Annotated in this window: 12 protein-coding genes and 1 tRNA gene; 2 read left to right on the top strand and 11 right to left on the bottom strand. The window is 41.4% G+C overall.

The genetic code is table 11. The annotated features are described in order from the left end of the window. Positions 1-45: 45 nt before the first annotated feature. The 7 genes from smpB to gap form a co-directional block, all read right to left on the bottom strand. Positions 46-519 (bottom strand): SsrA-binding protein SmpB, encoded by a 474-nt coding sequence (smpB, locus tag FC87_RS00645; RefSeq protein ID WP_009166925.1) that lies wholly within the window; start codon positions 517-519, stop codon positions 46-48. Between the two features lie 14 nt (positions 520-533). Beyond that, the gene (gene rnr / locus FC87_RS00650; RefSeq protein ID WP_156656510.1) at positions 534-2,837 is read right to left on the bottom strand and encodes a ribonuclease R; all 2,304 of its coding nucleotides are present in this window, start codon (positions 2,835-2,837) and stop codon (positions 534-536) included. A gap of 88 nt (positions 2,838-2,925) precedes the next feature. Further along, entirely contained in the window at positions 2,926-3,162 is a 237-nt protein-coding gene (gene secG, locus FC87_RS00655; RefSeq protein ID WP_009166927.1) for a preprotein translocase subunit SecG, read from the bottom strand. 152 nt (positions 3,163-3,314) lie between these two features. Next, a complete protein-coding gene (gene eno, locus FC87_RS00660) occupies positions 3,315-4,634 on the bottom strand; it encodes a phosphopyruvate hydratase (protein WP_035422094.1) in 1,320 nt (439 codons plus the stop codon). A gap of 89 nt (positions 4,635-4,723) precedes the next feature. Continuing rightward, positions 4,724-5,488: a triose-phosphate isomerase gene (gene tpiA, locus FC87_RS00665; RefSeq protein WP_009166929.1), complete on the bottom strand. Its 765-nt coding sequence runs from the start codon at positions 5,486-5,488 to the stop codon at positions 4,724-4,726. Between the two features lie 109 nt (positions 5,489-5,597). After that, positions 5,598-6,812 (bottom strand): phosphoglycerate kinase, encoded by a 1,215-nt coding sequence (locus tag FC87_RS00670; RefSeq protein WP_009166930.1) that lies wholly within the window; start codon positions 6,810-6,812, stop codon positions 5,598-5,600. 84 nt (positions 6,813-6,896) lie between these two features. Further along, positions 6,897-7,901 carry a type I glyceraldehyde-3-phosphate dehydrogenase gene (gene gap / locus FC87_RS00675; protein WP_009166931.1) on the bottom strand — a complete coding sequence of 335 codons (1,005 nt, stop codon included), beginning with the start codon at positions 7,899-7,901 and terminating at the stop codon, positions 6,897-6,899. Positions 7,902-8,089: 188 nt separating this feature from the next. On the opposite strand from gap, the gene FC87_RS00680 reads away from it, so the two are divergent. Further along, positions 8,090-8,161: transfer RNA gene (locus FC87_RS00680), tRNA-Arg, on the top strand. A gap of 77 nt (positions 8,162-8,238) precedes the next feature. On the opposite strand, the gene FC87_RS00685 is transcribed toward FC87_RS00680, so the two are convergent. Then, positions 8,239-9,003 carry a hypothetical protein gene (locus FC87_RS00685; RefSeq protein WP_035422092.1) on the bottom strand — a complete coding sequence of 255 codons (765 nt, stop codon included), beginning with the start codon at positions 9,001-9,003 and terminating at the stop codon, positions 8,239-8,241. Between the two features lie 277 nt (positions 9,004-9,280). On the opposite strand from FC87_RS00685, the gene clpP reads away from it, so the two are divergent. Then, positions 9,281-9,874 (top strand): ATP-dependent Clp endopeptidase proteolytic subunit ClpP, encoded by a 594-nt coding sequence (gene clpP, locus FC87_RS00690; protein WP_035422089.1) that lies wholly within the window; start codon positions 9,281-9,283, stop codon positions 9,872-9,874. Between the two features lie 68 nt (positions 9,875-9,942). Here the strand turns inward: clpP and whiA are convergent, their stop codons facing one another. The 3 genes from whiA to rapZ are packed head-to-tail and all read right to left on the bottom strand — an operon-like array spanning position 9,943 to position 12,793. After that, positions 9,943-10,893: a DNA-binding protein WhiA gene (whiA, locus tag FC87_RS00695; protein ID WP_056961329.1), complete on the bottom strand. Its 951-nt coding sequence runs from the start codon at positions 10,891-10,893 to the stop codon at positions 9,943-9,945. A gap of 8 nt (positions 10,894-10,901) precedes the next feature. Then, complete coding sequence (locus FC87_RS00700; RefSeq protein WP_035422087.1) at positions 10,902-11,915, bottom strand: gluconeogenesis factor YvcK family protein; 1,014 nt, start codon at positions 11,913-11,915, stop codon at positions 10,902-10,904. Next, entirely contained in the window at positions 11,912-12,793 is an 882-nt protein-coding gene (rapZ, locus tag FC87_RS00705) for an RNase adapter RapZ (protein WP_009166936.1), read from the bottom strand. The genes FC87_RS00700 and rapZ overlap by 4 nt, the downstream gene beginning before the upstream one ends. Positions 12,794-12,846 lie beyond the last annotated feature (53 nt).

Here is a 12,846-nt window from a genome sequence, read left to right on the forward strand (position 1 = left end):
TTTTATCATATCAAAAGAAAAAGCAGTGCGAGTTTCCGCATCTGCTCAATAATGTTTCATAACACGCTCAATTTGTCTTTCTTGATCACGCTTTTTAAGCGTTTCTCGTTTGTCATAGACATGTTTTCCTTTGGCAACTCCAATTAAAACCTTTGCAAAATTGTGCTTGAGGTATACTTTTAACGGAACCACTGTTACACCCTTGGTTTGAACCGCTGTTGCCAACCGCTTCAACTCCTGCTTGTGTAAGAGTAGCTTTCTTCGCCGGAGCGGGTCATGGTTAAACTGATTTCCTTCGGTGTACTCATTAATGTGAACATTCATTAAATAAGCTTCCCCAGCCCGCACTGCGACAAACCCATCTTTAAGATTTAAACGTCGATTACGAACTGATTTGATCTCAGTTCCAGTCAGCGCAATTCCGGCTTCATAGGTCTGTTCGATAAAATAATCATGCCGCGCTTTGCGATTGGTTGCCATCACATTGGTGTCTGCCTGATTGTGACGTTTTTTCGCCATTCCAATTCACCCTTTTATTTTCTTTTTTGAACAGTAAAACGGTGTCTAGTTCCAAGTTGTTTGCCATGTTTCTGCTTAACTGGCGATTGATGGCGCCGTTCGCCTTGACTTCCATGATGAGAAGCATGCGAGCGCGTTGGTAATAAATCTGTTTTCGGGGTGTTTTCGGGGTGTAAGATTTCAAAATCAACTGTACTTTGATCAACATCCACCGCCACACACTTCACTTGGATATCCTGACCAATTTTATAAGTTCGTTTGGTATTACTACCAACCAATGCCATATATTTATCAACATACTGATAGTAATCATCTTTCATTCGGCTGATATGCACCAGACCTTCAACCGTGTTTGGCAATTCAATAAAAGCTCCAAACTTCATCACAGAACTGACTACTCCGTCGAATTCTTCTCCAATCCGATCGCTCATGTACTGGGCTTTCATCATGGCATCAACGTCGCGCTCTGTGGTAACCGCACGCCGTTCATTATCAGAACAGTTGGCGGCAATCTCATTTACCACCTCTGCATAGGTCTGCTTCGTAGTATCGTTGATTCCATGATCCAAATAATAGTGAATCAGACGATGAATAAACATATCCGGATACCGCCGAATTGGTGAGGTAAAGTGCGTATAGTACTGAGCCCCTAGCCCAAAATGACCTACACATTTGTCGGCATATTTAGCCTGTTGCATGCTCCGTAATAACATCACGGATACCATGCTTTCTTCCGGTGTCCCGGCAACCTTAGTCAACACATTTTGTAACGTCTTCGGTTGCAGATGATCAGGATCAGCCTTAACGTTAATCCCAAATGCAGTTAAAAATTCAAAAAATGACTTGACGCGAGTTGCATCTGGATTTTCATGTATTCGATAAATAAACGGAACCTTTGCCTTATGATAAGTCTCGGCCACGGTTTCATTAGCAGCTAACATGAATGATTCCACTAAGCGCTCAGCTACCCCACGATTCCGTAACTGAATGTCAATGGGATGACCATTTTGATCGACAATAATTTTGGCTTCATCATCATTAAAATCAATGGCGCCTCGACGTCGGCGTGAACGATATAAGATGCGATGAAGCTCACCCATCGCATCAAACATTGGCACCAAATCTTCATATTGCTTCCGAACAGCGGCGTCTTTAGTTTCCAAGATGGCATTAACAGCGTTATAAGTCATTCGTTTAGTCGAACGCATCACACTAGGATGAATTCGTGATCGAATCACTTTCCCCTGAGGATTGATCTCCATCTCACAACTCATACAGAGACGTAATTCACCCTCATTTAACGAACAAATTCCATTTGAGAGGCGCCGCGGGAGCATTGGAATCACTCGATCGGTTAAATAAACCGACGTGCCTCGCTTATAGGCTTCGCGATCCAACAGACTCCCTTGTTTAACATAATGACTCACATCGGCAATGTGAACTCCTAAATGATAATTCCCATTCGGTAATTTCCACGCAGTGACCGCATCATCCAAATCTTTGGATTCTTCAGCATCAATCGTCACCAATTGCTGGTCAGTGATGTCTTCGCGGTTTTTCATTTCTTCTGGTAAGACATGGTCAGGAATGGCATCGGCTTCCTCCATGACATCCTCAGGGAATTGGGATGGAACATCATTAGCATAAACAATCTGTAAAATATCAATTCCCGGATCATCGACACTTCCGATAACTTGTTTAGCCACCCCGACTAGGTATTCTGGATGCTCATTGCTTGGATACTCAGTGATGTCACAAGTAACTACCTCACCAGGAGTTGGATGCAAACCAGCATCGGCAACGTAAAAGCGATAACCAGCTAGTTTTTTATCTTTTAATTTAATTTGACCCACAAAACCTAGGTCGTTATTGGTTTTAAAAAATTCGCCCACCACGTGATCGTAGTGATGTTCCAGAATTTTAACTACCTGTCCCTGAGGCCCGCGATCCGTTTTTTGATCAGCTGGTTTCAGCACTTGCATTGCAACCCGATCCAAGTTCATTGCCCGTAACGTCAAATCAGGGGCAACAAAAGCATCCGGCTGTTCTTCGTCATATGCCACAAACCCAAAGCCTTTAGGGTTTGAATGAAAGACTCCTTCAAATTTCAGCTCAGCCGGATTTAGTTTAAAACTTCCATCACCTGTAACTAGCACAAGTGCTTGACGCTCTAAATCAGCCAGTTCTTGAATAATCAGTTTGAAGGCCGCTGATCCATGATATCCAAGGGCGTCCGCCAATTTTTCCACTGTATAACTTCGTTCAGGATGAGCCCGCAGCTCCGTTTCTAGTTCATACTTTAATTCATTATCATGCACAATTATTTCCTCTTATTATTCTTAATTTTCCAATTATCATGTTTTACTTTTAATAAAAAAAACTCCTGTAGTTACAGGAGTTTCATAATTAGCGTTGTGCCATCATCATTAACAGTAATGCGATTGCAAAAAACAAAATACCCAGTACCACCGTAACTTTTTGAATGAAGGACTCAAAGCCTCGTGATTTTGACTCCGAGAACAAATCACTTGCTCCACCCGAAAAAGATGACATTGCATCGTTATTTTTAGAAGGCTGCATTAGCACTGCCATAATAATCAAAACACTGACAATCCAAAGTGCCACCATTAAGAAGTTAGCCACAATATTCCTCCTAACTACTTAGTCAAAGACCATACAACTCCTGTCTATGATTGTAACACAACCCATTATTTTCTTCTACGGTTTCTCTCATTTGCCCAAATGTTAATAATTATTCAAAATAAAAAAGCCTTCAGTTCTGAAGGCTTTTTGAATTATTTCTTGATGATGTTTTCTCGCTGTTGCCGATCAAGATTGTAGAAAGAATGAATTCCTTTGTATTCAGAAACTGAACCCAACTGATCTTCAATCCGCATTAACTGGTTGTATTTCGCAATTCGTTCGCCACGACTCATAGAGCCTGTCTTGATTTGACCAGCGTTCATGGCCACTACCAAGTCGGAAATCGTCGTATCTTCGGTTTCTCCAGAACGATGGGAAATAATTGCAGTGTAGCCAGCTTCCTTCGCCATGTTAACCGCATTGACAGTCTCGGTTAAAGTTCCAATTTGGTTAAGTTTAATCAAAATGGAGTTGGCAACGTGCATATCAATTCCCTTTTCAAGATATGAAGTGTTGGTAACAAATAAATCATCACCAACTAACTGAACCTTTTTACCCAGCTTCTCGGTTGCTAGTTGCCAATCAGCCCATTCGTTTTCATCTAGCGGGTCTTCGATTGAAATGATTGGGTATTTGTCAACGAGCGAATCTAACAAATCGATGAATTCGGTAGCACTATATGATTTACCATCACCAACTAAGTTATATTTTTTAGTTTCAGCATCATAAAACTCAGAAGCAGCACAATCAAAGGCAATGCAGATATCCTTACCAGGAACATAACCAGCTCGTTTAATAGCTTCAACTAAGATTTCAAATGGTTCCTCGTTATTTTTTAGATTAGGAGCAAAACCACCTTCATCACCAACTGCCGTTGAGTAACCTTGTTCGTTCAAAATGTTTTTAAGGTTGTGGAAAGTTTCTGAACCCATCCGAACAGCTTCGCGCATCGAGTCAGCACCAACCGGCATAATCATAAATTCTTGAAAATCAACTTTATTATTTGCGTGTTTCCCACCATTAATAACGTTCATCATTGGGGTTGGTAAAACATGACCATCAAAACCGCCAAGATAATTGTACAAAGGAGTGCCTAGTTCGTCAGCAGCAGCTCGTGCAGCTGCAATGGAAACTGCCAAAATTGCATTAGCGCCTAACTTAGCTTTGTTAGGAGTCCCATCCAATTTGATCATTGCCTGGTCAATTCCCAATTGATCAGTAACATCGTAGCCAATGATTTCTTTAGCAATCTTGTCATTTACATTGGCAACGGCCTTGGTAACGCCCTTTCCCATGAAACGACTTTTATCGCCATCACGTAGTTCAACGGCTTCATGCTCACCAGTCGAAGCTCCAGATGGCACAATGCCACGACCCATCGCTCCGTCTTCAGTATAAACCTCAGCTTCAACCGTCGGGTTACCACGAGAATCTAAAACTTCGCGGGCATAAATATCAGAAATAATTGACATAAGTACGTCTCCTTAGTAGTTTTTTAAAACTTTTCCTAAATCCACTCTAATTTTACATTTTTTAAAACGGCTTTGCAATCTAAAACCGCCTATTTCAGCGTTTCAAAGTTGGCTAATTTTAAGAACTCAGCCGGATTCACACTAGCCTTTCCTGCTAGTACTCCATCGATGTTGGGTTCAGCCATCAAATCTTTAATATTTTCATCAGTAACGCTACCGCCATACAGAATTCGAGTTTGATCAGCAACTTCATCCGAATAAAGATCCGCTACCGTCTGCCGAATTAAGTAGCAACCATCCTCCGCTTCTTGACTAGGGGCACTGTGACCAGTACCAATTGCCCAGCTCGGTTCATAGGCAATTATTAGCTTGCTAGCATCCGTCGCTGACACTCCTCGAAGGGCTGCTGTAACTTGCCCAACTGCCCATGAAACCCGATCACCGTTTTCAAAGCGGCCCATCGTTTCATCGCAACACAAGATTGGCGTCATTTGATTTTTAAACACCGCTTGGACTTTCTTATTAATGATATCATCGGTTTCATTAAAATACTTACGCCGCTCCGAATGACCAACAATCACATAGGGAATTGCAAGTTCTCGTAAAGCTTTGGGACTTACTTCTCCAGTATAGGCCCCTTCGTCACGATAAAAACAATTTTCCGCAGCAATTTGTACCGGACCGTCTCCTTGAACTGCCTGCATGGAAGTCAAAAAAAGCGGAGATGCCGCAATTACGGTTTCAACCGCCGAACGTGGCGGTAATTTTGGTTGAATTTTTTGCACAAAGGCAACAGCAGCTGTCGGAGTTAAATTCATTTTCCAATTGCCACCAATAAACGGAATTCTTGTCATTGCAAGCTCACCTCTTGACCACATCTAGTAACTTAATTCTAATTGATTGCTTCCAAAAGTACCAGTCTTAACAAAAAAACTGCCAACTTTTTGACAGTTTATTTTGTTACTATTTATTTGAAATGCAAGCAATTCCTGGAAGCGTCTTTCCTTCAAGATATTCTAAAGAAGCTCCCCCACCAGTCGAGATATGGGTTAACTTGTCAGCCACCCCTAACTGTTTAACTGCTGCTGTCGAATCGCCTCCACCTACAATCGTCGTGGCATCATCGAGCGTTCCTAAGAAACGACCGATTGATAAGGTTCCTTCAGCAAATTTTGGCATTTCAAAGACGCCCATCGGTCCATTCCAAACGACCGTCTTAGCATCTGCCAACACTCGTTCAAAAAGTTGAATCGATTTTGGTCCGATGTCAAGCGCCATCATTCCATTTGGAATTGAACCATCGACTACTTCAGGGTTGGCATCATTATCAAATTTATCAGCGATGACGGAGTCAACTGGTAGAACGATCTTATCGCCACCTTTTTGCAAAATTTCTTTTGCAACTGCGATCTTATCATTTTCAACCAATGAATTTCCGATCCCAATCCCCTTGGCAGCGTAGAAAGTGTAGGTCATTCCCCCACCGATAATAATTTTGTCAGCTTTTTCAAGTAAGTTGTCGATTACGCCAATCTTGTCAGAAACTTTGGCACCACCTAAAATTGCCACAAAGGGATGTTTGGGATGATCAACAGCATTCCCTAAGAACTTGATTTCCTTCTCCATTAAAAAGCCCGCAGCAACTGGTTTGTGTTCCTGTTCCATGGCAGTTGCAATTCCGACATTGGAAGCATGACTTCGATGCGCAGTCCCAAAAGCATCATTAACAAACATATCACCAAGTGAAGCCCAATAAGCCCCAAGCTTAGGATCGTTGCCAGACTCGCGCTTAACCTGTTCACCATCAACCACATCTTGATACCGCGTGTTTTCAGCTAGCAAGATTTGTCCATCTTGAAGCTGAGCAATGGCCTCTTCGAGCTGAGGACCCTCGTTCACCGGCACAAAGGTAACTGGTTTATTAATTAGTTTGGCTAATTTTTCAGCAACGGGACGCAAGGATAGCCCCGGCTTGTCGGCCTCAGATTTGATTCTTCCTAAGTGTGAAAACAGGATCGCTTTCCCACCATTATCAGTGACCCACTTAATCGTCGGAATCGCAGCAACAATTCGATTATCGTCACCAACTACCCCATCTTTAATGGGAACATTAAAATCAACCCGCATGAGGACTTTTTTATCCTTAACATCTAAATCATTAACAATTAATTTATCCATCGTGGTTCCTCCAACTTCTCTGCTAAATAAGAAAGGCGGGGGAGGTTTTCCCTCCTCCGCCTTCTCAAATCAAGATTCAAAAACTTAGATTGTAGCAAATTTTTGTAACGTACGAACCATGTTACAAGTGAAGCCCCATTCGTTGTCATACCAAGCAACTGTCTTAACTAATTGCAAATCACCATTTTCAGTGATTTCAGTTTGGCTAGGGTCAAAGACAGAACCGTGATCGTCGCCGATAATGTCGCTTGAAACAATCTCATCATCAGTGTAACCAAATGAATCGCTTTCGTGTTTCTTCATCGCTTCATTGATTTCATCAGCAGTTACGTTTTTGTCTAATACGGAAACTAATTCCGTCAAAGAACCATCAACAACTTGAGAACGTTGTGCGTGTCCCTGTAAAACACCGTCAAGTTCTGGAATAACCAAACCAATAGCTTTGGCAGCACCTGATGAATGTGGAATCGTGTTCACAGCAGCAGCCCGATTGTTACGGAACTTGCCACTGCGAGGACCATCTTGTAATGACTGAGAAGCAGTATAGGCATGAATCGTAGTCATCGTACCCAGCTTAACCCCAAATTCTTTGTTCAACCAGTATGCCATTGGAGCTAAACAACTCGTAGTACAAGAACCAGCAGAAACGATCTTGTCATCATGTTCCAAAGTGTCTAAGTTAACGCCAGGAACAACCGTCCGCATTGCACCAGCTGGAGCAGAAACTAGTACCCGTTTAGCACCAGCATCTAAATGTGCTTGTGCCTTGTCTTTAGAAGTGTAGAAACCAGTACATTCAAGAACAAAGTCGACACCATCGTTCTTAACCCATGGAATGTTTTTGGCATCACGTTCAGCATAAACTGGAATTCGTTTGCCATCAACGATGATTGCATCTTCAGTGGACTCTACTTTGCCAGGAAAACGACCATGAACAGAGTCATACTTCAATAGGTAAGCTAACATTGAAGGGGTCGTTAAGTCGTTAATTGCGGCAACTTCAATCCCCTCGGAGTTTAATTGACTAATGCGTCTAAATGCTAGACGACCAATTCTTCCGAAACCATTAATACCAATCTTTGTAGTCATAAAAGGTTTCCTCCCTCAAATACTTTAATATAATACAGTAGTTATTTTAGCACTTCGCAACCGATTTGTCAGTGATTTCAATCGACTTAGTTGCCCACCCGTTTCGAACCACTAGCATTGTTTCAATCTAGCAAAAACTGCTTGCCAGATAATCAAGTTTCCTGTATAGTATTAACCGTAGTTTGTTTGCACTCCTAGTGTAATGGATAGCACGTAAGATTCCGGTTCTTGAGATCCCGGTTCGACTCCGGGGGAGTGCATCAATAAAAAAGAGGCGTTGATAATCACCAACGCCTCTTTTTTATTGTAACCATTTATCTCAACTGGATTTATTTTATCAAAAAAATAGTCTCTTAAAATAATTAAAAATTGGACTATAAATTACATAATAAAAATCCATTGAATATAATATGGACGATGATAACCAAAACCCAACCGTTACGTAAAACTTGTCGAGGCGACCATAATTTTTATTTGTAAACAACATGCTAACCGCACCTAAAAAGTTAACCCCCAAACCGATCATCAGTAATAGGGTGCTTATAGATAAAACATTTATTCCGATCGGTCCCATCAGAAAAATCAGCGATACAACAAACAACAAGGAAGAAAGATTCAAAAATGTTGCGAGTTGATTAAGCATAGCCAAAAGTGATAACTGATTTTTCATCACTAAGCGAAGGATCACAAATAAAAGTAGTGGGGCACCCACCACCATAATGATTACAAACTCACCAAGCATTTTAGTCAGTTGATCATCTAATCCTCGCAGAAGCGATTTATTAACAGTAACTTGCATAATTAACATAAGTATTGAAAAAATCAGTATTCCGTTAATGATTAATGCAATAATTCCAAAATTAGACTTTGAATTCGGCTGATAGCTTAGCGGGTGCTTAATAGATGCAAACCAACGATTCCACCATTTTGTTACCTTAGTTTTGCTTGGCTCCATGGATTCGTTCAAGGTTGCCGAGCTTACCATGCTACCACTGGTTTCAGAACTACTAATCGAACTGACTGATTGGCTAGCAGCAAGACTTGCTTGCGAATTAACTGCCGTACTTGTTTTGACACTATCTGATTGTTGACTTAAATCCAAAGATGCTCCACAATTCTTACAAAATTTTGCTTGCGGATTGTTGAGAGTATGGCACTTGGAACATGTAATCATATTTATTCTCCGTTCTTACAATAGATTTGATTATACTATTTATAGCTTAAGTACTATTTATATTTTAATATATTAACTACTATAAAACTAGTCCCATTGGAAATTATCTAAAACAAGCCAATAAATTGACCTTATTTGACCAAGGTTGTATGATAAGAATACGAATTTAATAATTCAATCTAATTATGAAAGAAGCGAAGTTATTATGCCTTTAGTTCCTACAGTTGTTGAAAACTCGCCCCAAGGTGAACGTGCCTACGATATTTATTCTCGATTACTAAAAGATCGGATTATCATGCTGTCTGGTCAAATCGAAGACAATATGGCTAACGCCATCATTGCCCAACTACTATTCTTGGATGCTCAAGACTCAGATAAAGATATTTATTTATACATTAATTCTCCCGGCGGGGTAATTACTTCCGGAATGGCTATCTATGATACTATGAACTTCATTAAATCTGACGTTCAAACAATTGTGATGGGAATGGCTGCTTCAATGGCCAGTGTCTTGGCAACTGCCGGGACCAAGGGGAAGCGGTTTGCTTTACCTCACTCTCAGATCATGATTCACCAACCTTCCGGTGGAGCACAGGGTCAACAAACGGAGATTGAGATCGCTGCAAAAGAGATTCTCAAAGCTCGCAAGATGATTAACGAGTTACTCGCTGAACATTCTGGACAACCACTTGAAAAAATTGATCGCGATACGGAACGAGACAATTACCTAACAGCGCAAGACGCCGTTGACTATGGTTTAATTGATGGAATTATGAAAAACAGTTCTGATCGAAAATAATTAGTGCCTGATTAAAAAAGACGGATTCTAAATTCTTTAGAATCCGTCTTTTTTATTTCTTCAATTAACTAACGCTCGAGGAAAGTCTGATTTTCAATGCGAAGTTGCTGGGCAAAATCGTTAATTTTATGCAACCGGTGATTAATCCCTGATTTTGAAATCGGTCCATCTGCGACTAACTCACCTAATTCTTTCAAACTAACTTCCTGGTGTTTGAGTCTCGTTTCCGCAACATTTCGCAATTTAATTGGGAGGGCTGCTAACCCAACGGTCGCTGCAATAAATTTAATGTTTTCTAATTGTTTGGTTGACGCATTAGCGACCTTATTCAGATTAGCATTCTCACAATTAACTAAGCGATTAACTGAATTCCGCATATCACGCATAATTCGAATATCTTCAAATTTTAGCATCGCGTTTGTTGCTCCAATTAGTTGCAAAAAATCAGCGATTTTTTCCGCTTCTTTCAGATAGACGATGTACCCGCTCCGCCGTTGCGTTTGTTTAGCCCCTAGTTGGTAACGATTAATCATCTCCAACAACATTTGATTGTGCTCCTGATACAAAGAGTAAATCTCTAAATGATAGCGCGATGTTTCTGGATTATTAACAGAACCCCCTGCCAAAAAAGCTCCCCGTAAGTAAGACCGCACCTGCAGATCATTTTTAAGCAGTTCAACTGGAACCCGCTCCTTAATCTGATTGTCAGCAAAAATCCCTAAATCTTGCAACAATTCTGATACATGGGAACGCAAACGGACAACATAAAAATTATTTTTGTGTAGCTTCATTTTTCGTCGCACTAACACTCGGGTTTCAATATGATAAAAATGAAGCAGAAGCTGGTAGATACGACGCGCAATTACAGAGTTTTCCGACTGGACTTCCAAGGTCAAATTACCATTAGCTAGCTTTAGACTACCATTCATCCGAATCAAGGCCATTAACTCCGCCTGTGCGTTTAGTCGATGAACCTCCAACTGGGTCAGCTCTTTTTTTACCTCGCTGGCATATGACATGTGAAAAATCACTCCTCATTAGGATTGTTAGCTCGTTTTAATAATCGCATCAATTCATCCGTCACTAATTTACCATTATGAAACGCACCATGATCACGTAATTCAAGAAAATCGGAAGGAATCACTCGACACCCAAGCTCTTGTAAGCCCTGATAATCAGCTGCCACTGGCTGAGCTTCGTCCCCCCACCGCTGATGGTCAATATAAGTCGCTGGTACCGGTCGATCATTAACTAATACGGTATCAACAAAAGAACTACCCAGTTGGCGATCGAGGACGCGGACGTGATCAGCATCTGTAAAGTGATCTGTTTCCCCTTTTTGGGTCATAATATTACAAATGTAAATCACTTCTGCTTTGGTCGTGCGAACCGCTTGCCCAACATTGCCGACCATTAAATTCGGTAGAATACTGGTATACAGGCTTCCTGGTCCCAGGACAATCTGATCTGCATTCATGATTGCCTCAACGACTGCAGGAACTGCTGCTGGTTGGTGCGGCTTTTCGGCTGATTCAACCCACACGCGCTTAATCATTTTATCAGCAGCCGTAATCTCGGCTTCTCCGGCAAGTTGAGTACCGTCCTGAAATTCGGCATGCAGCTCAAGAATTTCATCACAAACTGGAAAGACATGTCCCTGAACCCGCATCATCTTGGCAAGCTCCTGAACCGCTACAAAAAATCCTCCCTCCATTTCAGAAAGCGCCGTAATAATCAAGTTACCAATGGCATGACCGGATAAGAACCGATCTGTAGACTTAAATCGATATTGGAAAATATCCAGATCAATTTGGGGTAAGTTCGACAGAGCTACTAAAACATTACGAATATCCCCGGGGGGCAGAACATTAATATAATTTCGTAGGATCCCAGATGAGCCCCCGTCATCAGCAACCGTCACAATCGCAGTAATGTCAACGGCACGTTTTTTTAAGTTACGTAAAATAACCGGGAGACCTGTTCCTCCACCAATTACTACCATTCGAGGTCGCCGAGATTGGTGCTGCTTTCGTGCTATCATTTACCAATTCCCTCATGTCTATCAATATCTCGATGCGTAACATTCACAGTATAGCCCGCTTGTTGCAAGTTCTGAGCTAAACGTTCCGTCATTGCCACCGACCGGTGCTGTCCACCCGTGCATCCAATCGCAATCGTCTCACTCGCTTTAGAACTATTTTTAATTTGTGGAAGCTGAAAATCCAGCAGTGCTGCTAATCTAGTGAAGAAACCTTCTGCCGTCGGCTGATTCATTACATACTGATAGACTGGCGCATCCCGACCGGTTTGGTTGCGTAGTTCAGGCAAATAGTACGGATTACTAAGAAATCGCACATCAAACAGCATGTCAGCATCAAGTGGTAACCCATATTTAAACCCAAACGACATTAATTCAACATGAAATGGATCAAACCCATGTTGTTCAAAACTCGCAATAATTTTTTCTCGTAATTGATTCGAAGTTAGATCCGTCGTGTCAATCACTAAATTGGCGTCCGCCTTAACTGCCGCCATCTCAGAACGTTCTTTTTCTATTCCATCAACAATGCGACCGTTTCTAGCCAATGGATGATTTCTGCGGCTTTCCTCATAGCGGGAAACCAAAACGTTGGTTGCCGCATCTAAAAAAATCACATTTTCTTGTTCGTGTTGATTGCGTGCCAGTGAACGCAAAGAATTTACAAATTCTTGGTTAGTTCCTGGTGATCGTAAATCAATAACCACTGCAACTTTATTAATTTCAGTTGAAGTCTGCAATAAATCAATAAATTTATGGAGGAGCGCGGTTGGCAAATTATCGACACAAAAATAACCTAAATCTTCAAAAGTCTGAATTGCTTTTGTTTTTCCGGCACCACTCATTCCGGTAATTACTACAAACCGGTCATCTTTTTTCATAAGCACTCCCTCCAAACGTTATTTTAGTATAGCACACCCGGCTAATTCGATAA

The organism is Fructilactobacillus florum DSM 22689 = JCM 16035 (assembly GCF_001436645.1).
Classification (GTDB): Bacteria; Bacillota; Bacilli; order Lactobacillales; family Lactobacillaceae; genus Fructilactobacillus; species Fructilactobacillus florum.